Annotated in this window: 17 protein-coding genes; all 17 read right to left on the bottom strand. The window is 70.4% G+C overall.

What is annotated here, in order from left to right; genetic code table 11:
- Positions 1–54 precede the first annotated feature (54 nt).
- The 17 genes from Amac_RS45640 to Amac_RS45720 all read right to left on the bottom strand — a co-directional run bounded on the left by Amac_RS45640 (position 55) and on the right by Amac_RS45720 (position 20,937).
- Entirely contained in the window at positions 55–669 is a 615-nt protein-coding gene (locus Amac_RS45640) for a GTP-binding protein (protein WP_155360688.1), read from the bottom strand.
- Entirely contained in the window at positions 650–1,021 is a 372-nt protein-coding gene (locus Amac_RS45645; RefSeq protein WP_155360689.1) for a DUF742 domain-containing protein, read from the bottom strand. The genes Amac_RS45640 and Amac_RS45645 overlap by 20 nt, the downstream gene beginning before the upstream one ends.
- A gap of 19 nt (positions 1,022–1,040) precedes the next feature.
- Positions 1,041–1,463, bottom strand: coding sequence for a roadblock/LC7 domain-containing protein (locus Amac_RS45650; RefSeq protein ID WP_155338173.1), 423 nt, complete (start codon positions 1,461–1,463; stop codon positions 1,041–1,043).
- Positions 1,460–4,657, bottom strand: a complete 3,198-nt coding sequence (locus Amac_RS45655; RefSeq protein WP_155360690.1) for a nitrate- and nitrite sensing domain-containing protein — start codon at positions 4,655–4,657, stop codon at positions 1,460–1,462. Before Amac_RS45655 ends, Amac_RS45650 begins: the two co-directional genes overlap by 4 nt.
- A gap of 212 nt (positions 4,658–4,869) precedes the next feature.
- Positions 4,870–6,150 carry a glycosyltransferase gene (locus Amac_RS45660; protein WP_155360691.1) on the bottom strand — a complete coding sequence of 427 codons (1,281 nt, stop codon included), beginning with the start codon at positions 6,148–6,150 and terminating at the stop codon, positions 4,870–4,872.
- Positions 6,151–6,235: 85 nt separating this feature from the next.
- The gene (locus tag Amac_RS45665; protein WP_155360692.1) at positions 6,236–7,369 is read right to left on the bottom strand and encodes a polyamine ABC transporter substrate-binding protein; all 1,134 of its coding nucleotides are present in this window, start codon (positions 7,367–7,369) and stop codon (positions 6,236–6,238) included.
- A 270-nt stretch (positions 7,370–7,639) separates the two neighbouring features.
- Positions 7,640–8,224, bottom strand: coding sequence for a GTP-binding protein (locus tag Amac_RS45670; protein WP_246264718.1), 585 nt, complete (start codon positions 8,222–8,224; stop codon positions 7,640–7,642).
- A complete protein-coding gene (locus Amac_RS45675; RefSeq protein WP_155360693.1) occupies positions 8,205–8,564 on the bottom strand; it encodes a DUF742 domain-containing protein in 360 nt (119 codons plus the stop codon). The genes Amac_RS45670 and Amac_RS45675 overlap by 20 nt, the downstream gene beginning before the upstream one ends.
- 9 nt (positions 8,565–8,573) lie before the next feature.
- Entirely contained in the window at positions 8,574–8,993 is a 420-nt protein-coding gene (locus Amac_RS45680; RefSeq protein WP_155360694.1) for a roadblock/LC7 domain-containing protein, read from the bottom strand.
- A complete protein-coding gene (locus Amac_RS45685; RefSeq protein WP_155360695.1) occupies positions 8,990–11,761 on the bottom strand; it encodes a sensor histidine kinase in 2,772 nt (923 codons plus the stop codon). The genes Amac_RS45680 and Amac_RS45685 overlap by 4 nt, the downstream gene beginning before the upstream one ends.
- A gap of 152 nt (positions 11,762–11,913) precedes the next feature.
- Positions 11,914–14,202 (bottom strand): [protein-PII] uridylyltransferase, encoded by a 2,289-nt coding sequence (locus Amac_RS45690; protein WP_246269130.1) that lies wholly within the window; start codon positions 14,200–14,202, stop codon positions 11,914–11,916.
- Positions 14,203–14,206: 4 nt separating this feature from the next.
- Positions 14,207–14,545 carry a P-II family nitrogen regulator gene (locus tag Amac_RS45695; RefSeq protein ID WP_155360696.1) on the bottom strand — a complete coding sequence of 113 codons (339 nt, stop codon included), beginning with the start codon at positions 14,543–14,545 and terminating at the stop codon, positions 14,207–14,209.
- Positions 14,542–15,861: an ammonium transporter gene (locus tag Amac_RS45700; protein WP_155360697.1), complete on the bottom strand. Its 1,320-nt coding sequence runs from the start codon at positions 15,859–15,861 to the stop codon at positions 14,542–14,544. The genes Amac_RS45695 and Amac_RS45700 overlap by 4 nt, the downstream gene beginning before the upstream one ends.
- Before the next feature lie 305 nt (positions 15,862–16,166).
- Positions 16,167–17,096 carry a sigma-70 family RNA polymerase sigma factor gene (locus Amac_RS45705; RefSeq protein ID WP_155360698.1) on the bottom strand — a complete coding sequence of 310 codons (930 nt, stop codon included), beginning with the start codon at positions 17,094–17,096 and terminating at the stop codon, positions 16,167–16,169.
- Between the two features lie 177 nt (positions 17,097–17,273).
- Complete coding sequence (gene hutI, locus Amac_RS45710) at positions 17,274–18,419, bottom strand: imidazolonepropionase (protein WP_155360699.1); 1,146 nt, start codon at positions 18,417–18,419, stop codon at positions 17,274–17,276.
- A 23-nt stretch (positions 18,420–18,442) separates the two neighbouring features.
- Positions 18,443–19,783: a formimidoylglutamate deiminase gene (locus Amac_RS45715; protein ID WP_155360700.1), complete on the bottom strand. Its 1,341-nt coding sequence runs from the start codon at positions 19,781–19,783 to the stop codon at positions 18,443–18,445.
- A complete protein-coding gene (locus Amac_RS45720) occupies positions 19,780–20,937 on the bottom strand; it encodes an allantoate amidohydrolase (protein WP_155360701.1) in 1,158 nt (385 codons plus the stop codon). The genes Amac_RS45715 and Amac_RS45720 overlap by 4 nt, the downstream gene beginning before the upstream one ends.
- Positions 20,938–21,012 lie beyond the last annotated feature (75 nt).

Raw genomic sequence — 21,012 nt, forward strand, 5'->3', positions numbered from 1 at the left:
GAGATCTAGCGGATTCCGCGGCTCAACCGGAATGACCGAAACCGCCGTCCCCGGCTAGCGCTGCCAGCCGGGGACGGCCACCCGCATGGTGAGCGCGTGCTCGACCAGCGTGATGAGCGTGCTCTTCACCGAGTCCCTGGCCCGCGCGTCGGTGCGGACCACGGGGATGTGCGGAGACAGCGTGAGCGCCTCCCTGATCTCGTTCTCCCCGTGCGGGTAGGTCCCGTCGAAGCCGTTGACGCCGACCACGAAGGGCAGCTGGGCCTCCTCGAAATAGTCCACGGCGGGAAAACTGTCGGCCAACCGGCGCGTGTCCACCAGGACCACCGCGCCGATCGCGCCACGCACCAGGTCATCCCACATGAACCAGAAACGGTGCTGACCAGGCGTGCCGAACAGATACAGGATCAGATCCTGATCCAGCGACACCCGGCCGAAGTCCATCGCCACCGTGGTCGTCGTCTTGTGCGGGGTCAGCCCGACGTCGTCGATTCCGGCCGAGGCGTCGGTCATCACCGCCTCCGTGGTCAGCGGCACGATCTCCGACACCGCTCCCACGAAAGTCGTCTTCCCGACCCCGAAGCCGCCCGCAACGACGATCTTCGTTGAGGTGAGGCCCCGGCCGGCGCCCGCGGCGCCTGCCCCGGGGTTATAGCCGTCGAAGTCCACTGAGCACCCTTTCCAACAAGCCCAAGTCCGGCTTACCCGCGTCCAGCTGCGGCTGGTGCACGTGCACCAACCCCTCGGCCGCCATGTCGGCGATCACCACCCGGGCCACCCCGAGCGGCATCCGCAGCAGCGCCGAGATCTCCGCCACCGAGCGCACCTGCCGACACAACGAACTGATCGCCTGGCGCTCCGGGGTCAACGTCGAGAGATCGACGTGCCCGGCGGTCGCCGAGGAGACCAGGGCCTCCATAGCGAGCTGCATCCGCGGCGACGTCCGGCCACCGGTTACCGCGTACGGCCGTACCAGCGAGCTGGTTTCCGCCGGGGGCTCGCCTGTCCAGCCGCCTGCCACCGCGTCCTCCTAGTGTCGATCAACGGGGATGCGAGGATTGGAGCTCGGCCCGCACCGCTGGCGTGAGAACCTGACCCGCGCGCTCGACGAGGAGCGTCATCTGGTAGGCCACCAAGCCCATGTCACAATCGGCCGCCGCCAGCACGGCCAGACACGAACCATCGCTGATCGACATGATCAGGAGCAGCCCGCGCTGCATCTCGACCACCGTCTGCGTGACCGGGCCACCCTCGAACACCCGGGACGCGCCCTGCGTCAGGCTGATCAGACCGGCGGCCACCGCCGCCAGCTGGTCGGCCCGATCCTTGGGGAACCCCTCGGAGTACGCCAGGGGCAATCCGTCGGCGGAGACCACCACGGTGTGGGCCACGCCTGGGACGTTGTTCACAAAATCAGTGATCAGCCAATTGACGCCGCGAGCGGCCTGGCTCATTTCCCTCATGCCTCATCCTTATCGCTCTCAGGACCGCTGTGGACGGCCCCAGGCCATCCTTGCTCCTCGCTGATGTCACCCCTGGCCACCGCACGGCCTTGCCGTACGCCCTGCTGGAAGCTCGACAGGCGGCTGCGCACCCGCTCGGGGGAGACCCCGGGCATCGGGCCGGGCGGTGCGGCGGGAACGGCGGCGGGCGCAACGGCGGCCGCCGCGACCGCCGAGGACGGCTTGGAGTCCGCGGAACCGGGGACCAAGTTGGCCTTGGGCACCCGCTTCGGCAGACCGGAAGAGGTTACCCCGCCCAGGGCGGGCTCGGCTGCGGCCTTGGCGGCCTGCCAGCCCGCGTCAGCCGGGGACGACCAGGCCTTGCGCTCGGCCGGACCGCCTTCCGCGTCCCCGTCGGGCTCTTCCGAGCTGGGCGCGGACCGGCGGAACCAGTCGGACTCGACCGCCGCGAAGATCGGGAGGAACTCGTCGATCTCCTCCAGCGGTGAGCTGCGGACCACCGGCAGCGGGCCGGTGTTGTCCACGTCCGGCTCGAACGGGCCGCGTAACGGCCGCCCCGGCCAGCCGTTGCCCCGCTCTCCTGGAGCGCCCTGCGGCCCGCCAGGCCAGCTGGGGCTGCCGGGCGTGGGCGGCTGCCCGGGCCAGGACGTCTCGGGCGGGGCGCCGTTGTCGAAGGGTCGGGGGGAGGCGTAGGAACCGGAGGAGAAGGCGCCGGAGTCGAACGGGTTCGGCCCGGTCGTGTTGCCGGCCCCGAATCCACCGGAGGTGCTGGGATCGAACGGATTGGGACCGGTCGTGTTGAATCCGCCGGAGGTGCTCGGGTCGAACGGGTTGGGACCGGTCGCGTTCCCGGCGCCGAAGGCACCGGATTCGAACGGGCTGCGCCCGCCCGGGTCGAACGGATTGCGGTTGGGCCCGGTGTCGAACGGGTTGCTCCCGGCAGCCGGTTCGAACGGGTTGCGCGTGCCGAACGGGTTGGTGGTGGACCCGGTGTCGAACGGGCCGCGCTCCTGGCCACGCTCCAGGGCGGGCGGCGTACGGTCGAAGCCGCCCTGCTGGTTGCGCTGCTCGAAGTTCTCGAACCGGCCACGCCGCCACGGCTCGGGCGCGCCCATGCCAGGGGCGTCCGCGCCGAAGACCGGCGGGCGGGCCATCGTCTCGAACGAGGTGGGGCTGGCCAGCGCGGGCTGCCCGAACGCCGGAGCGGGCGGCAGGCCGTACTGCTGGGGGCCGCCGGGCAGCGCGGCGGGCTGCTGCGGCATGCCGGGGAACGCGGCGGGCTGGGAGAGCAGCGACTCGGGCAGCAGCACCATGGCGGTCAGGCCGCCCATGTCCTGCTGGCGCAGCTGCACCCGGATGCCGTGCCGCAGGGCCAGCCGGCCGACCACGAACAGGCCCATCCGGCGGGACACCGACACGTCCACGACGGGCGGGTTGGCCAGCCGCCAGTTGGCGGCGGCGAGCTCCTCGCCGGTCATGCCGATGCCGACGTCGCTGACGGAGATCATCAGTCCGCCGCCGTCGATCCGGTTGCTGGAGACGGCGACCTTGGTCTCCCGGGGGGAGAAGGAGATCGCGTTCTCGACCAGCTCGGCGACCAGGTGCACGACGTCGTTGACCGACTGGCCGACGACGGCGACGCCCGGCTGGATCTGGATGTTGACCCGCTCGTAGTTCTCCACCTCCGACAGCGAGGCGCGGACCACGTCCACCACGGGGACCGGCTGGCCCCACCGGCGCGCGGGCTCCTGCCCGGCGAGGACCAGGAGGTTCTCACTGTTACGGCGCATGCGGGTGGCCAGGTGGTCCAGCTTGAACAGGTTGCCGAGCCGCTGGTCGTCCTGCTCGCCCTGCTCCAGGCCCTCGATGAGGGACAGCTGGCGTTCCACCAGCGTCTGGGTGCGGCGGGACAGGTTGACGAACATCGAGTTGACGTTGCTGCGCAGCTTGGCCTCGTCGCCCGCCAGCCGGACCGCCTCGCGGTGGACCTCGTCGAAGGCCCGGGCCACTTCCCCGATCTCGTCGCTGGTGGTGACCCCGATCGGGAACACGTCGGGGGCCTCGGCGGACTCGCCGGACTCGCGCAGCCGCTGGACCGTGTCCGGCAGCCGGGATCCGGCGATCTCCAGGGCCTCCCGGCGCAGCCGGCGCAGCGGGCGGGTGAGCGAGCTCGCCACCAGGGCGGTGATGGCCAGCACGACGGCCAGCAGGACCAGGATCAGGACGCCGGAGATGATGGCGCTGCGCTGCTCGCTGTCCTGCAGCGACTGGCTGTGCGTGACCACCTCGGCGCCGAGGTCCTTCTCCACTTCGCGCATCAGGTCGATGGTGGAGGAGGCCGCGTTGTACCAGCTGGAGGCGTCGTTGCTGCGGAGCAGGTCGAGGTTGCCGATGAAGGTGCCCGCGCGGACCTGGGCGAGCGCGAGCGCGCGCATCGAGTGCGTGCGCTCGACCTCGGGACCCTGCACCGTGCTCTTGTAGAGGGCGGCGATCGCGGGCGACGCCTCCTTCTGGAAGGTCACCAGGTCCGCGTCGTGGTTGCGGACGGCCGTGAGGAAGTCGGAGAGGTCGTCGTAGTCCAGCTTGCCCTTGGCGATGATCGCGACGGTCAGGATGCCGCGGCTCCTGGACAGGTTCTCCTTGGCCCGGCTGAGCGCGGTCAGCGCCAGGCTGTCGCCGAACAGCTGCTGGTCGGCGCCGCTGCGGCCGAGGTCCTCGTGGAGCACGCTGATGTCGGCGATCATGCGCGTGTACATGCCGATGGCGCCTCGGGCGGGCACCTGGCTGTTGATGAGGCCCTTGCGGTGCCCCTCCAGGCCCTGGAGCCAGCCGGTGATGCGCTTGGCCTGGTTGAGCACGCGGGTGGGCTGCGACTCGTCCAGCGTCTGGAGCGACTCGATCACCCGGCCCCGGATGCCGTCCACCTTGTTCTGCTGGTTGAGTACCTGGTTCTTCCGGGAGTTGCGGAAGCCCTCGGCGCTGTACATGGCCATCAGGTCGCGTTCTCTGGCCAGCTCGTGGTTGATCTCGTCCAGCTGGACCACGAGTTCGGCGACCTGGGTGAGCCGGCGGTACTCGGCCGACGTGCTGATCGCCGCGGTGAGCTGAACACCGGCGAACAGCACGCCGACGACCGTCGGCAGGAGGATCAGCGCGACCAGGCGGGAGCGCACCCGCCAGTTGCCCAGCCGCATAAACGCAGCGCGGGAGCCGGAGGAAGCCGCCGAAGCCGTGGGCTCCGGCCCGTTCCCTATCGCTCGGCCACCTCGCGGGTCGTGCGTTGTCACTGGCTTCTAAACCTCTCGCCTGTCACGCGTGTGCCTTCTGTGGCATCAGAAATTGGAACACACCATTACCAGATCGGCGAATCACACATCATGCACGAATCCGGACGTATGGCATGTTATTACTTGGCAGCGACCTTCTCGATGACATCTGCGGCAACCCGCAACCCGTCCCGGCGGCGGATCTCCGCGCCGGCGACGGCCAGGCGTTCGCGCAGCTCGGTGTCGCCGAGCAGGCGGTCGAGCGCCGCGTAGAGCTCTTCGTCGGTGAACGTGTAGGTGTTCAGGCGGACGCCGTAACCGGTCTCGTGGACCCGCTGGGCGTTGTCGTACTGGTCCCAGAACAGCGGCAGCACGATCATCGGCTTGCCGAAGTGCAGCGCCTCGGTGGTGGTGTTGTTGCCGCCGTGGGTGATGACGAGGTCGACCAGCGGAATGATCTTAGTCTGCGGCACGAACTCCGCACCCCACATATTGGGCGCGAGCTCGATTTCCGCATGCAGCGGGCCCTTGGAGACGATGTATTTGTGCGGTGTACGGCCCAGCGCGTCGATCACCCGCCGCATCAGCTCCACATCGGCCGAACCGAGCGAGCCGAGCGAGAAGTAGATCAACGCCTCATCGCCGCGCTCGAACGGAAGCGTGAAAGACTCATCGGTCTCGCGGACCGAGGAGTCCAGCCGGGTCCACGACGGATCCAGCGGGCGCTCTGCGGTGTAGTCGATGATCTCGGGGTAGACGTAGAGGTTGGCGTCGCCCTCGTGGATGAAGTCCAGGTCCGGCAGCGGCGGGGCGCCCTGCTCGACCACCCAGGCATTGAACGCGGTCCAGATCTCCCGGTGGGTGCGGTCGTACTCGGCCCGGAACTCCGCCCAGCCGGTGCCGTCGGCGGGCAGGCCGGAGAAGACCGGGGCCACGCCGTCGCCGCGCACCTCCAGCGGGTTGCACGACATGATCCGGACGAACGGCACGCCCGCGGTCAGCAGCGCCGGGAAGGTGATGACGTTGTCCTCGACGATCACATCCGGCTTGACCCGGGCGATGATGTCCTTCAGCTGCGGCTCGCAGTACTTCGCGCCGTCGATCAGCGCGTCCCAGATCGGCTTGGTGACCGTCTCCAGCTGCACCTGGGTGGACTTGCGGTATTCCGGCGCGGTGTCGCGGATGAAGTCCTTCCAGAACTGGCCGGCGTCCTGCTCCCCCGCGTCCTCGGCGGGCTCGGCCAGGTCGACCAGGTCCTCCTCGAACCCGAGGGCGGTCAGCTTGCCCTTCCAGGACGCCTCCGCGGCGAAGACCACCCGGTGCCCGCGGCGGCGCAGCACGTCGCCGATGCCGATGCAGTTGTTGGTGGGCCCGTAGGCGCTCTCCGGCATGAAGAGCACCGTCAGCGGCTGCTCAACCATTCGTCTGTCTCCCGATCGCAATCAATGTCCGGTGGGGACGGCAGGGCGGCGGGCGCCACAAGCGCCCGCCGCCACACCAACGGCCTTACTGAGCTGCCTGGACCTCGGTCGACAGGCGGGTGTACTTCACCGAGTCCTGGCCGAGGTCGATGATCGACTCACCCTCCAGCAACTTCGCGGGCGTCATCGCGAGCGGCGGGTAGGACGCGTAGAGCGCGGGGTCCACGCTGTCCATCGCGGCCTTGTTGGGGACCTTGTAGAGGATGTTCGCGGCCACCCACCCGTGCACCTTCGGGTCCAGGATGTAGTTGATGAAGGCGTGCGCCGCCTCCTTGTTCTTGGAGGACTTCAGGATCACCATCGTGTCCGCCCAGAGGTCGCTGCCCTCGGTCGGGATGACGAACTTGACCTTCGGCTTGTCCGTCGGGCACCAGCCGTCCCAGGCCACGGCCATGGCCGCCTGGCCCTCGGCCACCTTCGTGCCGAAGGTGGTGTCGTCGAAGGCGAGCATCGTCGACTTGGCCTTGAGCAGCAGATCCTTGGCCGCGGCCAGGTCGGCGTCGGAGGTGGTGTTGATCGACTTCTTGAGGGCCTTCAGCGCGGGCAGCGCGAGCCAGCGCTCGGTGGTCATCATGAGGACCTTGCCGACGGCCTTGCCCTTCGGGACGAGGATGTCGTTCCAGCTGGTCGGCGGCGCGTCCACCAGGTCGGTGCGGTAGCAGATGCCGGTGGTGCCCCAGGTGTAGGGCACGGAGAAGACGTTGCCCTTGTCGTAGGACAGGTTGGCGGCCTCGGGGTAGAGGTTGGCCAGGTTCGGGATCAGCTCGGGGTGCAGGGGCTCGAGCAGACCGGCCTCGTTGAGCGCCTGCGCGTACTGACCGGAGACGAACACCAGGTCGAAGCTGGTGTCCTGGCCGGTGGTCAGCTTGCCCATGATTTCTTCGTTGGTGGCATGCGGAGCGATCTTCAGATCGAACTTCAGATCCTTCTTGATCCGCTCGGGGAGGTCCGGCGGGCTGTACCCCTCCCAGATCGACATGGAGAGGCTCTGCTTGCTGAGATCAGCGTTGGGGTCGAGCTGAACCGTCGTGGCGCTAGGCGCCGCCGCCGCGGTGGAGTCCGGCGAGGTGCTTGATCCACCACACGCGGCCAGCGCGAGGACAAGTCCGGCGGCAGTGAAAGCAGCCGGCAGTTGACGGGTGTACCGGATACGGGACACGACCGCTACTCCTTCATAGGTGCCTTGATGCCTGCGAGCAGCAGACCAAAGAGGGAGTGTTGCAGTCCATATCAAGATAGATCAAGACTTTTCGGGACATTGTTAGCTGGACGTTCACGGTCCGATTTGAATCCGGATTCAGCTCACGTCCCGGTCCACTTTGCAAACCCGGACAAATCACCATAAATCACCATTTAATGATCTTTATCTGGGCAAAGCTAAGGGCCATGTGCCGGTTCCAGCGCATGGCCCTTATTGCCTATTTTCTGGCTAGTACGGTCTCCCGTACGCCGACCGCACCGTCAGCACATATTCCACCAAGGTGATCAAAGTCGACTTGACCGCCTCCCGGGAACGCGCGTCCGTACGGATGACCGGAATGGTGGCGGCCAGCGACAGCGCCTCCCGCACCTCCTCCTCGGCGTGCAGGAACTGCCCGTCCCAGCCGTTCATCGCCACCACGAAGGGCAGCTGGGCCTCTTCGAAGTAGTCGATGGCCGGGAAGCTGTCGGCCAACCGGCGGCTGTCCACCAGCACGACCGCGCCGATCGCGCCCCGCACCAGGTCATCCCACATGAACCAGAAACGGTGCTGCCCGGGCGTGCCGAACAGGTACAGGATCAGGTCCTGGTCGAGGGAGAGCCGGCCGAAGTCCATGGCCACCGTGGTGGTGGTCTTGTTCGGCGTCAGCCCGAGGTCGTCGATGCCGGTGCTGGCATCGGTCATCACCGCTTCGGTCGTCAGCGGAAGGATCTCCGAGACGGCACCGACGAAGGTCGTCTTGCCCACGCCGAACCCGCCCGCCACGACGATCTTCGTCGAGGTCAGGCCGCGACTAGAGCCTGCGAAGTCCACTGAGCACCCTTTCGAGCAAATTGTGGTCTGGTTGTCCCTGGTTGAGCTGCGGCATGTGCAGGCGGACCAGACCCTCGTCGGCCAGGTCGGCGATCAGCACCCGCGCCACGCCGAGGGGGACCCGGAGCAGCGCGGAGATCTCCGCGACCGAACGCACGGAACGGCAGAGCGTCATGATCGCTTCCTGCTCGGGCTCGAGCATCGAGTAGTCATCGCTCATGAACGTCACCGTGGAGACCAACGTCTCCATCGCCAGATGGTAACGCGGTTCCGCACGTCCTCCGGTGACGGCGTACGGACGGAAGAGCGGCTCGTCCTCCGTACCCTCAGGTCCACGCATCACCGAACATCACCGGCGACTGGTCTGCAGTTCGGCCCGCAACGCCGGCGTGAGCGTCTGACCTGCGCGCTCGACCAGCAGCGTCATCTGGTAGGCCACCAGACCCATGTCGCAGTCCGGCGCCGCCAGCACGGTCAGGCAGGAGCCGTCGCTGATGGCCATCACGAGCACCAGGCCGCGCTGCATCTCCACCACGGTCTGGGTCACCTCGCCGCCGTCGAACACCCGGGAGGCGCCCGCCGTGAGGCTGAGCAGCCCGGCGGCCACCGCCGCCAGCTGGTCGGCCCGGTCCGGGGGAAAGCCGTCGGAGTTCGCCAGCCGCAGGCCGTCGGCGGAGACCACCACGGCGTGCGCGACGCCGGGGGTGCCGCTCACGAACTCGGTGATCAGCCAGTCGAACCTGCGCGCCTCGACGCTCAGCTCGTTCACGAGCCCTCCCTCTCATTCGCCGATCCGTCGGCCGATTCGCCGGCCGCTTCCGCGCGGCCCCGCCGTACACCCTGCTGGAAGCTGGAGAACCGATCCCGCACCGCTTCTGGCGAGACCGGCGGGGCCGTGGCGGGCGGGGAGCTCGCCGCGTTCACCGATCCTGGCACCAGATTCGCCCGGGGCGTGCGGCGGGGCAGCCCCGCCGGCGTCACCCCGCCCGCGGCCGGCTCGTTGGCCGCCGCCGCCGCGCGGTAGCCGGTGTCCGCGCTGGACCGCCAGGCACTCTGCGGCGGTACGGCCTGCGGCGGCACGCCCGGCATGGGCACGCCCTGCGGCGGCGTGCTCTGCGGCGGCACGACCGGGGGCTTCTGGTCCGGACGGCGGAACCAGGCCGACTCCACCGAGGCGAAGATCGGCAGGTACTCGTCGCCGCGTTCCAGCGACTCCGCCCGCGGCTCGTACGACGGCGCGCCCAGCACCGGGAACGCTCCCGAATGCTCGGTGAAGGCCGGGAACGCGGCGGTGATCTCCCCCGCCTGCTCCGGCCGGCCCGGCGGCCGGGGCGGCGCGCCGAACGCGGACCACCCGTTGGACGAGGCCGGCTCCCTGGGCATCTCCCGCGGCGCGTGCCGGGGCGGTTCCTGCGGCGGGACCGGCCTGCGCACCGGCAGGCCGCTGGTGGTCGTGGGCATGTGGAACGCGCCGGTGGGCTCGATGGCCGCGGGCGTCGGCCAGGCCGGCACCTCGCCGTATCCGGTGGCCACCGGCTTGGCGTCCGGGTTGGCGATCAGCTCAGCCGGGAACAGCACCATCGCGATCAGCCCGGTCACGTCGCCCGGCCGCAGCTGCACCCGGATCCCGTGCCGCTGCGCCAGCCGGCCGACCACGAACAGACCCATCCGCCGGGAGACCGACACGTCCACGGTGGGCGGCTCGGCCAGCCGCCGGTTGATCTCCATGATCTCCTCGGGGGACAGCCCGATGCCGGTGTCGCTGACCGCGAGCAGGACCGCGCCGCCCTCGATCGGGCTGCTGGAGACGATCACCTTGGTGTCCCGCGAGGAGAACGCGACCGCGTTCTCGACCAGCTCCGCGACCAGGTGCACCACGTCGTTCGCCGCGTGCCCGGCCACGGCCGCGGAACGGTGCACCCGCACGGTGACCCGCTCGTAGCCCTCGACCTCCGACAGCGACGCCCGGACCACGTCCACCAGGCGGGCGGGCTGGCTGCGCTTGCGCGCGGGCTCGTGCCCGGCCAGGACCAGCAGGTTCTCGCTGTTGCGGCGCATGCGGGTGGCCAGGTGGTCCAGCTTGAACAGGTCGGCGAGGCGGGTGCCGTCCTGCTCGCCGCGTTCCAGGCCGTCGATGAGCGAGATCTGCCGCTCCACCAGGGTCTGGGTCCGGCGGGACAGGTTGACGAACATCGCGTTGACGTTGTTGCGCAGCTGCGACTCCTCGGCGGCCAGCCGGACCGCCTGCTGGTGCACCTCGTCGAAGGCCTGCGCCACCTCGCCGATCTCGTCGGCGCTGTCCACGGTGACCGAGTGGTCGTCGGCGGGCTGCTGGGGCTCACCGGCCTCGCGCATCCGCCGCACCACCTCGGGCAGGCGGATCCCGGCGATCTCCAGGGCCTCGGCCCGCAGCCGGCGCAGCGGGCGCACCATCGACCGGGCGATGAGCACGGTGGTGGCCAGCACCAGCAGGATCAGCGCGAGGATGAGGCCGCCCGCGATGAGGGCGCTGCGCTGCTCGGCGGACTGCAGCGCGGAGGCCCGGCCCAGCACCTGGTCGGCCACCTGCTGCTCCACGCCGGTGAGCGCCTCCAGGGCGGCCGTGTTGTCCTTGAACCACTCCTGCGCGGTGATCACCCGGCCGGGGATCGGGCGCAGCGCGTGGTTGCGGGAGCCGAGCGCGACCGCCCACGCCTTGGTCATCTCCACGTCCCTGGCGGCCGGCACGCTGCGGGCCTTGTAGAAGGCCGTGAACGCGGCCGTGTCGGCCTCGGCGTTGAACGCGGTGGTATAGCCGGCCTGCCGGGACCAGGAGCCGAGGAAGCGCTGCAGGTCGTCGGGGGTGAAGGCCTGGCGCGGCTCCAGCAGCTCCGTGGTCAGCACGGCGCGCTGCTGGGAGGCCTCGTCCTTGGCGTGGGCCAGCGCGGACAGGGCCCGGGAGGCGGCGACCACCTGCGGGTCGTCGCTGATCTCGCCGAGCTCGTCGTGCAGGCGCAGGATGGTGGCGATGGCCTGGCCGTAGTCGAAGAAGACCGAGGTCGCCGCGTCCTTGTCGCGTTCCGCGGCGTGGCTGTCGGCGATGACCTCCAGCCGGCTGAGCGTCTGCCTGGCCTCCTCGGCGGCGCGCTCGCCGTAGGACTCGTCGATCTGCTTGACGTCGTCGATGGAGGCGGCCAGCAGGCGGTCGACGGTGGCCTTCTGCTGGTTGAGGTCGTATTCCTGCTGCTGGATGACGCGGCCGGGATCGCGGAGCGAGGCACGCACCCCGATCAGGCCGTCCACCCAGGCCGTGCGGTCGCGTTCCGTCGCGAGCTGCTGGCTCAGGTCGCGCAGCCGGGCCGCGTACTCGGCGGCGGCCAGGGTGCGTTCGTTGGCGGCGATGCTGTCGACTGATTCGGTGACCCGGATGCCCGCCAGGATGACGGCGATCAGGGTCGGCGCGAGGATCAGGGCGGTCAGCCGGGTTGGCACGCGCCAGTTCCGCAGCGCGAAGCGTTTGGCCCGTTCCCGTTCTCCGGTCTTTTGTTCCGTGCTCACCGGCCCCCGCTAAAACGTCAAGTGCCATTGCTAGACAAGCGCGGACAATTCGACCACAAGGTCACGATGGTAAGAGGCCTTACCGATACAAGGGACGCAATCGTTACCAACTGGTAAGAGGAATGATCCCAAGGCACAGGCCGGACAGAAGATCATCTAAGTGCGATAAGCACCTGTTCCCGTACTTGGGTCCGCTGCTGCTCGTCCAGGATGGGCCGGCCGGCCCGGTCCACCACGTAGAAGACGTCGACCGCCTCCGCACCCAGAGTCTCCACCCGCGCCGCGCGTACGTCCAGGCCACAGTCCCCGAACGCCCTGCCGATCTTCCACAGCAGGCCGGGGCGATCGTGCGCGCGCACCTCGACCACGGTGGCCGTGCTGGACGCGTCGTCCACCAGCGTCACCCGCGGCGGCGCCACCGGCACCCGGGGCGGGCGCAGCGATCGGGTCCTGCGGGCCAGCCGCTGCTCGATGTCCAGCCGCCCGGCCAGCACCAGGCGCAGATCCGCCTCCAGGGTCGCCGGGTCGGGGGGTGAGCCGTACTCGGGGACCACCGCGAACTCGATCACGGCCGTGGACCCGGCCGAGGCGGCGGAGGCCGAGCGCACCACCATCCGGTGCGCGGCCAGCACCCCGGCCGCGCGCCACAGCAGCCCGGGCCGATCCGGGGCGACCACGGTGACCGCGCCGCCGTTGACCCGGATCGCGCCGCCGCCGTGCCGGGCCAGCGACGCCTGCTCGGGCGACAGGCTCGGCGCGGGCGCGGGCGGCGTGCCGTTCAGCGCCGACCTGACCCGGCGCACCAGGTCGGAGACCAGGGAGGCCTTCCAGCTGTTCCAGGCGGCCGGACCGGTGGCCTGGCCGTCGGCGACCGCCAGCGCGGCCAGCAGGTCGAGCACCTCGCGGGTGCCGACCGCGCCGGCCACCCGGGAGATCGTCATCGGGTCGTCCAGGTCGCGGCGGGTCGCGGTCTCCGGCAGCAGCAGGTGGTGGCGGACCATGGTGGCCAGCACGTCCACGTCGGCGGCGGGCAGCCCCATCCGGGTGGCGATGTCGCGGACCACCACCTCGCCGGTGCTGGAGTGGTCGCCCGGCCAGCCCTTGCCGATGTCGTGCAGCAGGGCGCCGATCAGCAGCAGGTCGGGGCGGGACACCTCGCGGGTGAACGCGGCGGCTCCGGCGGCCGTCTCGATCAGGTGCCGGTCCACGGTGAAGGTGTGGATCGGGTTGCGTTGCGGGCGGTGCCGTACCCGCTCCCAGTCGGGGATCAGCCGGACCAGCACGCCCGCCTGGTCGAGTTCCTCCCACACCGGCACCGCCGCGCGGCCCGCGCCGAGCAGGCCGACCAGGGCGTCCCTGGCCTCGTCCGGCCAGGGCACCGGCAGCGGCGGAGACTGGGCGGCCAGCATGCTCACGGTGGCCGGGGCCAGCGGCAGCCCGGCCTCGGCGGCGGCCGCGGCGGCGCGCAGCACCAGGACGGGGTCGTTGCGGGGGCTGACGCCGCGCGCCAGCACCACCTCGCCGCCGTGCTCCACCACGCCGTCGGCGAGCGGGCGGCGGCCCCGCGGGGCGGGCCCGGACAGCAGCCGGTCCACCGTCCGCCAGGTGGCGTCGAAGGCGTGCGCGATCGTGCGCCCGGCCTCGGCCAGGCGGCGCATCAGCGCCTCGGCGTCCAGCAGGCCGAGCGTGCCGGCCACCGCGTCCTGCTCCTGCAGCACCAGCCGGTCGGTGCCGCGCGCGGTGACCAGGTGCAGCCCGTGCCGGATGTCCAGCAGCAGCTCGTACGCCTCCCGCACCCGGGGCCCGGGGGCGGAGGCGACCCAGGCGGCGGCCACGGCCTGCATCGCCTGCACGTCGCGGATGCCGCCGCGCGCGTCCTTCAGATCGGGCTCGAGCAGGAAGGCCAGCTCCCCGCTGGAGTCGGCCCGGTTGTCCGCGGCCTCCCGCAGCTCGCCCAGGCGCCGCCGCGAATCGGCCCGCCACTCCACCAGGACGGCTTCGCGCGCGGCCCGGGTGAGCTCGGGATCGCCGCTGATGTGCCGGGCCTGGATGAGGCCGAGCACGGCCTTCAGATCCTCCCGGGCCACCTTGGCGGCCTCGTCGACAGTGCGGACGGAGTGGTCCAAGCCGATCCCGGAGTCCCAGATCGGATACCAGATGCGGTCGGCGATCTGGGCGACGTCGTCGCGGCCGTTGTGCAGCAGGACCAGGTCCAGGTCGCTGCCGGGGGCCAGCTCCCCCCGGCCCAGGCTGCCGACCGCGACGAGCGCGACCCCGCTTCCCGCGGTGGCGCGCTCGCCGCCTCTCTCGATTTCGGGGAGCCCGCTCTTCCCGTTCCGCTGGCTGATCGCCGTGCGGAACAGATCGGTGAGCCAGCGGTCGATATCCGCGGCCCGCTCCTTGCGGGCCGCGGCGAACGAGCGAGCTTCCCCTCTCATCATTCGGTTACAGCGCCTCCGGCCCGCGTTCCCCGGTGCGGACGCGGATCACCGTGTCCACCGGCACGGACCAGACCTTGCCGTCGCCGATCTTGCCGGTCTGCGCGGCCTTGGTGATGACGTCGATGACGTCCTCGGTGTCCTCGTCCTCGGCCAGCACCTCGACGCGGACCTTGGGCACCAGGTCGACCTGGTACTCGGCGCCGCGGTAGACCTCGGTGTGGCCCTTCTGGCGGCCGTAGCCGCTGGCCTCGCTGACCGTGATGCCCTTGACGCCGAACTGCTCCAGAGCGGCCTTGACGTCGTCGAGCTTGAACGGCTTGATGATTGCGGTGATGAGCTTCATGCGTCCACCTTCTTGGCCTCAGCCGGAACCGCCGGCCCGTTCGGCGAGGTTACGCCCGAGGAGTGGATCGTGCCGAGGTCGTAGCCGGTCTCGGCGTGCGTGGTGATGTCGATGCCGGTGACCTCGTCCTCCTGCGTGACCCGGAAGCCCATCGTCTTGTCGATGATCTTGCCGACGATGTAGGTCACGACGAAGGAGTACAGGCCGACCGCCACCGGACCGAGGACCTGGACTCCCAGCTGGGAGATCGGACCGCCGACGAGGATGCCCTTCTCCTGGCCGTCGGCGAAGGGGTAGGCCGAGACGAAGCCGAGCGCGACCGCGCCGATCACGCCGCCGACCAGGTGCACGCCGACCACGTCGAGCGAGTCGTCGTAGTTGAGCTTGTACTTCAGGCCCACCGCGAAGGCGCAGATGCCACCGGCGAGGATGCCGATCACGGCCGCCGCCCACGGGTCGACGAAACCACAGGCCGGGGTGATGGCGACGAGGCCGGCGACCGCGCCGGAGGCGATGCCGAGGGTGGTCGAGTGGCCGTCGCGCACCTTCTCCACGACGATCCAGGTGCCGGCCGCGATGGCGGTCGCGATCTGGGTGTTCATGAAGGCGAGGCCGGTGGTGCCGTCGACCGCCAGCTCGGAGCCGGCGTTGAAGCCGAACCAGCCGAACCACAGCAGACCGGCGCCGAGCAGCACCAGGGTCAGGTTGTGGGGGCGCATCGGATCCTTGCCCCAGCCGGAGCGCTTGCCCAGCACCAGCGCCAGCGCGAGCGCCGCGGCACCGGCGTTGATGTGCACGACCGTGCCACCGGCGAAGTCCTCGATGCCGAGGTTGGCCAGCCAGCCGCCGCCCCAGACCCAGTGGGCGACCGGGAAGTAGACCAGCGTGGCCCACACCGCGGCGAAGACCACCCACGCGCCGAACTTGGCCCGGTCCGCGATGGCACCGCTGATCAGAGCGACCGTGATGATCGCGAAGGTGAGTTGGAAGGCCGAGAAGACCAGGTTGGGCATCCCGGAGCCGTCGTCCTTGGTGGCTGTCTCAACGAGACCGGAAAGTCCCAAGTTGTCCAGACCGCCGACGAGCTTGTTGACGAAGCCCGTGCCATCTCCGGCGGCGTCGAAGGCGAGCGAGTGACCATACAGGACCCAGGCCACCGTCACCACGACGATACTGACCCAGGACATCATCATCATGTTCAGGACACTCTTTGCCCTGGTCATGCCCCCATAGAAGAACGCGAGACCTGGCGTCATGAGCAACACGAGTGCTGTTGCCGCGAGCATCCAGGCAGTGGAGCCGGTATCGATTTCCATCGACGCGGCCCTCCTTCCCATTGGCGTGTGGCCGGTTATCACGTGCGCAGTGGGCTTCACCCAGGCTTCATTGACCGGCTGGCACACTGACGTTTTTCGGATGAGAGCGCCTCCGCCACCGGCTCACACCGACCGCTCGGGTCCTCTTCCGTGGGCGCCAGCGTCTTCTTCTGCCGTTTCAGGTCACGACGTGGCGTGTTTCACATCTGTGAAACTCGTTTGTGGCATGTTTCGGGAAGGTTTCGGATCGTGTGGAAACGCAAAAACGCGCACCCCCAAAGGGGTGCGCGTTGGTAAAACCCTGGTCAAGCCGCCGCGTGGGCCATCTTCCGCAGCCGGGCCAGCGCGTCCCGCTCCACCCGGCGGGCCCGGTCCCTGCCGATGCCATACCGCTCGCCGACCTCGGTGAGGGTGTGCTCGCGGCCGTCCACCAGGCCGTAACGCCAGCGCAGCATCTCCCTGGCCTGCCCCTCCAGGCCGGTCAGCCACTGCTCCAGGCGCTCCTTCTCCAGGGTGGCCATGGCCTGCTGCTCGGGGTCCGCCCAGGTGTCGTCGGCGATCATGTCGCCGAGCTCGGTCTCGTCCTCGTCGCCCACGCCCAGTTGCAGCGAGACCGGATCGGAGGCCCAGCGGCGCAGTTCCCTGACCCGCTCGATCGGCAGGTCCAGCACCTCGGCCAGATCCACGTCGGTGGGTTCGGTGTCGAATTCGGCGAGCATGTCCCGGCGCACCCGCATCAGCCGGGTCATCTGCTCACCGGCGTGCGTCGGCAGCCGCACCGGCCTGGCCTGCTCGTGGATGGCGCGCCCCACCGACTGCCGGATCCACCATGTCGCATATGTCGAGAATTTGTAGCCACGCCGATAGTCGAATTTCTCCACCGCGCGCACCAGGCCCAGATTCCCCTCCTGCACCAGGTCGATCAGCGGCATGCCACGCCCCGAGTATTTCCGCGCCACCGCCACCACCAGCCGCAGGTTGGCCTGGATGAACTCGTCCTTGGCCCGGTGCCCGGAGACCGCGATGCGTTCCAGCTCCTCGTCCAGCGCGTCGCCCACCTTGGGTTCCGCGTCGCCGGCGTCGAGCAGCTGTTCCGCGAAGAGGCCGGCCTCGATGCGCTTGGCGAGCTCCACCTCCTCCTCCGCGGTCAACAGCGGCACACGCCCGATCTCCGCCAGATAGGTTCCCAGCAGATCGCGATCCGCTACCTCTCCGGTGCGATTCCCCGTCGCCATTTCGATGGCACCTCGTTCCGCCGCGGCATCATTCATCAACAGCTTCGTCCTGCAACGACCAACGGATCGATCAGGGCAAAGATTCCCTTAACAAATACGACCCGGGAACGGTTTTGGTTTCCTCCTACAGGAGGATGCGCACCCGGAATTCGGGGCGTCTGCCCCGGGAAACGGGAATCAAACGACGCGCCGCCCCGCCTGCCACACCTGCGCCACCAGCGGAACTCCCGGCCGGTAGGCCAGATGCACGTACGAGGGCGCGTCCAGGATGACGAGATCCGCGCGGGCGCCCGGCCGCAGCGTCCCGACGTCGGCGCGCCGCAGCGCCGCCGCCCCGCCCCGGGTCGCCGCGCGCACCGCCTCCAACGGCGTCATGCCCATCTCCCGTACGGCCAGCGCCACGCAGAACGGCATCGACGAGGTGAACGAGGACCCCGGATTGCAGTCCGTCGCCAGCGCCACCGTCACTCCGGCGTCGAGCAGCCGCCGCGCGTCCGGATACGGCGAGCGGGTCGAGAACTCCGCCCCCGGCAGCAGGGTGGCCACCACCCCGCTGGCGGCCAGCAGGTCCACGTCCTGGTCGCTCAGATGGGTGCAGTGGTCGGCCGAGGCCGCCCCCAGCTCGCAGGCCACCCGCACCCCCGGCCCCTCCCCCAGCTGGCCGGCGTGCACCCGGGCCTGCAGCCCGGCCTTCAGCCCGGCGGCCAGGATCTCCCTGGTCTGGTCCTCGTCGAACGCGCCGCGCTCGCAGAACACGTCCACCCACTTGGCGTACGGCGCGCAGGCGTCCAGCATCGGGCCCGCCGCCAGCCGCACGTAGCGGTCGGGGTCGCCGTCCGGGACGACGTGGGCGCCCAGGTAGGTGGTCTCGGGGGTGAACGCGGAGGCGATCTCCAGGGATCTGCGCTCGTCCTCGACGGTCAGGCCGTACCCGCTCTTGATCTCCATGGTGGTGGTGCCCTGGGCGATCATCTCCGAGACCAGCGCGGCCGTGTTGGCGGCCAGCGCCGGGGTGGTGGCCGCGCGGGTGGCGGCCACGGTGGTGCGGATGCCGCCCGCCGAGTACGGCCGGCCCGCCATCCTGGCCGCGAACTCGGCGCTGCGGTCCCCGGCGAAGACCAGGTGGGCGTGGCTGTCCACGAAACCCGGCAGGATCGCGCGGCCGCCCACGTCCACGTTGCGGTCGGCCAGCGGGGCGGCGGCGGCTTCTCCCACCCAGACCACGGCCCCGCTCTCGACGACCAGCGCGGCGTCCGCGATCTCCTCCCGCTCCGGATCGCCGGTATAGAGGTGCCCGATCCCATGGAACAGCGTTGCCGTCATCTTCCCCACCCTGAATTCCGGCGTCAGCCGCGGACCGCGTCGATGGCGGTCCGCAGCAGCGCGCCGACCTCGCCCAGCGTGTGCCTGCCGTCCTCGACGATCCGCCGCCCGCCCGACACCACCGAGCTGACATCCGCCCCGATCGCCGCGAACATCACCGATTCCACCGCCGAACCGGCGGTCGCGCCAGCCGTACGGACCGAGTCGAGCCGGACCGTGACCAGATCGGCGTGCGCGCCCGGGAGCAGGAATCCGGCGTCGGGGAACCCGAGCGAGGCGTGCCCCGCGGCGGTGGCGGCGTTCAGCAGTTCGGCGGCCTGCCAGTGGCCGCGTTCCTGGGTGGCCAGGCGCTCGTCCAGCTCGACCGCGCGGGCCTCCTCGAACAGGTCCACGATCGCGTGGCTGTCGGAGCCGAGGGTGATCGGGCAGCCTGATTCCCGCAGGTGGCGGGCCGGGCCGATGCCGTCGGCCAGGTCGCGTTCGGTGGTCGGGCACATGCAGACGTGCGTGCCGGAACCGGACAGCAGCGCGATGTCCTCCTCCGACAGGTGGGTGGCGTGCACGGCCGTGGAACGCGGGCCGAGCGCGCCGTGCTCGTGCAGCACCCTGACTGGCGAGGCGGCGTAGGCGGCCACGCAGGCGTCGTTCTCGGCGCGCTGCTCGGAGACGTGCGCGTGCAGCGGGCCCGCCTGCCGGTGCGCGAACTCCACCACCGTGGGCATCTGCTCGGGCGGGACCGCGCGCACGGAGTGAATGGCGGCGCCGATCTCCACGTCCTCCTCGCCGTGATAGGCGGCGGCCAGCTCTTCAGCGCGTTCGGCCCAGCGGTGCGCGTTCCCATCACCGAACCGCACCTGCGGCCCTTGCAGCGCGGCCCCGAATCCGCCGTTCAGGTAGCAGGTGTCCAGCATCGCGACGCGCAGCCCCGCCTCGCGGGCGGCCTGGATCAGCGCGTGCCCCATCTCGTTCCCGTCCTTGTACGGCGTGCCGTCGGGACCGTGGTGGACGTAGTGGAACTCGCCGACGGAGGTGATTCCGGCCAGCGCCATCTCGGCGTACACGGCCTTGGCCAGGGCGTAGTAGTTGTCGGGGTCTAGGCGGGCGGCCACCGCGTACATCTGCTCGCGCCAGGTCCAGAACGAGCCGCGCTCGGTCTGGGTGTGGCCGCGCAGCGCCCGGTGGAAGGCGTGCGAGTGGGCGTTGGCCAGGCCTGGGATGGTGAAGCCGGGCAGCCGCACCGCGCCGGGCGGGGGGTCGGCGTGGCGGGTGACGTCGAGGATCCAGCGGCCCTCGATCGTGATCAGGACGCCGGAGATGACCTCGCCCGGGGGAAGCCAGGCCAGCTCGCACCAGTAGCGGGTCATGTCGCCTCCCCGCACAGGTCGGCCAGGACGGCCGCGAGAGCGGTGACCCCGGCCGCGCAGTCGCCGGGCTCGGCGAACTCGGCGGGCGAGTGGGAGACACCGGTGGGGTTGCGGACGAACAACATCGCGGCGGGGATCCCGGCGGAGGCGAGGATCCCGGCGTCGTGGCCGGCTCCCGTCGGCAGGATCGGGGCGGGGTGCCCGGCGATGGCGGCCACGCGGTCGCGCAGCGCGGCCGGGAAGGTGACCTCCGGGGTCCAGGATTCGCAGACGACCTCCTGGCCCTCGGAGAGTTCGGCCACCAGGCGGCGCACCGCGTCCTCGTCGGCGCCGCGGGCGTCCAGCCAGGCCGAGACCAGGGACGGGATCGCGTTGGCGTTGTTCGGCTGGATCATGACCTTGCCGAAGGTGGCGACCACGCCCAGTTTCTCGGCGACGCCGCGGGCGGCCAGCACCGCCTGCGCGTACTTGAGCGTGGGGTCGTCCCGGTCGGCCAGGGCCGTCGTGCCGGCGTGGTCGGCGGTGCCGTGGAAGTCGAAGCGCCAGCGGCCGTGCGGCCAGATCGCGGCGGCCACCCCGACCGGCGCGGTCAGCGCCCGGCCCTGCTCGATGTGCAACTCCACGAACACGCCCACCCGGGCGAGGGTCTCCCGGTCCCGGCCGAGCGCGGCGGGGTCGCGGCCCTGGGCGCGCATGACCTCGGCCAGCGTGACCCCGTCGTCCCCGGTCAGGCCGCGCGCCCGCTCGGGCGGCAGGATGCCGGTGAGCAGCCGGGATCCGACGCAGGGCACGCCGAACCTGGCGCCCTCCTCGTCGCTGAAGCTGACGATCCCGAGCGGCCGGTTCGGCGTGAACCCGCGCGCCCGGAGCACGTCCACGGCGCGGAAGGCCGACACCACGCCCAGCGGCCCGTCGAAGGCGCCGCCCTCGCGGACGGAGTCCAGATGGCTGCCGGTGACGACGCCCGGTTTCCTGTCCGGGTCTCCCCACCAGGCCCAGAGGTTCCCGTTGCGGTCCTCGTGCCGGTCCATGCCGCGCGCGTCGGCCTCCTGCCGGAACCACTCACGAAGCTCCAGCTCAGGCGGCGACCACGCGTCCCGCCGGTAACCACCGGTCCGCCCGTTCCTCCCGATCCCCGCTAGAACTTCGAGCATGTTCACCACCTTAGTGAATGAAACCATTCAGTGACATGGCCGATCCTCCGGATCGGCGGGCTTGGCCGCCTTCAG

Origin of the sequence: Acrocarpospora macrocephala (assembly GCF_009687865.1) — a bacterium.
Taxonomy (GTDB): domain Bacteria; phylum Actinomycetota; class Actinomycetes; order Streptosporangiales; family Streptosporangiaceae; genus Acrocarpospora; species Acrocarpospora macrocephala.

Coding starts and splice junctions, on each gene's coding strand:
- hutI (WP_155360699.1), bottom strand. CDS start 18,419: ATGACGGCAACGCTGTTCCATGGGATCGGGCACCTCTATACCGGCGAT.
- Amac_RS45715 (WP_155360700.1), bottom strand. CDS start 19,783: ATGACCCGCTACTGGTGCGAGCTGGCCTGGCTTCCCCCGGGCGAGGTC.
- Amac_RS45700 (WP_155360697.1), bottom strand. CDS start 15,861: ATGGAAATCGATACCGGCTCCACTGCCTGGATGCTCGCGGCAACAGCA.
- Amac_RS45690 (WP_246269130.1), bottom strand. CDS start 14,202: ATGATGAGAGGGGAAGCTCGCTCGTTCGCCGCGGCCCGCAAGGAGCGG.
- Amac_RS45720 (WP_155360701.1), bottom strand. CDS start 20,937: ATGCTCGAAGTTCTAGCGGGGATCGGGAGGAACGGGCGGACCGGTGGT.
- Amac_RS45655 (WP_155360690.1), bottom strand. CDS start 4,657: ATGCGGCTGGGCAACTGGCGGGTGCGCTCCCGCCTGGTCGCGCTGATC.
- Amac_RS45705 (WP_155360698.1), bottom strand. CDS start 17,096: ATGGCGACGGGGAATCGCACCGGAGAGGTAGCGGATCGCGATCTGCTG.
- Amac_RS45695 (WP_155360696.1), bottom strand. CDS start 14,545: ATGAAGCTCATCACCGCAATCATCAAGCCGTTCAAGCTCGACGACGTC.
- Amac_RS45675 (WP_155360693.1), bottom strand. CDS start 8,564: ATGCGTGGACCTGAGGGTACGGAGGACGAGCCGCTCTTCCGTCCGTAC.
- Amac_RS45660 (WP_155360691.1), bottom strand. CDS start 6,150: ATGGTTGAGCAGCCGCTGACGGTGCTCTTCATGCCGGAGAGCGCCTAC.
- Amac_RS45650 (WP_155338173.1), bottom strand. CDS start 1,463: ATGAGGGAAATGAGCCAGGCCGCTCGCGGCGTCAATTGGCTGATCACT.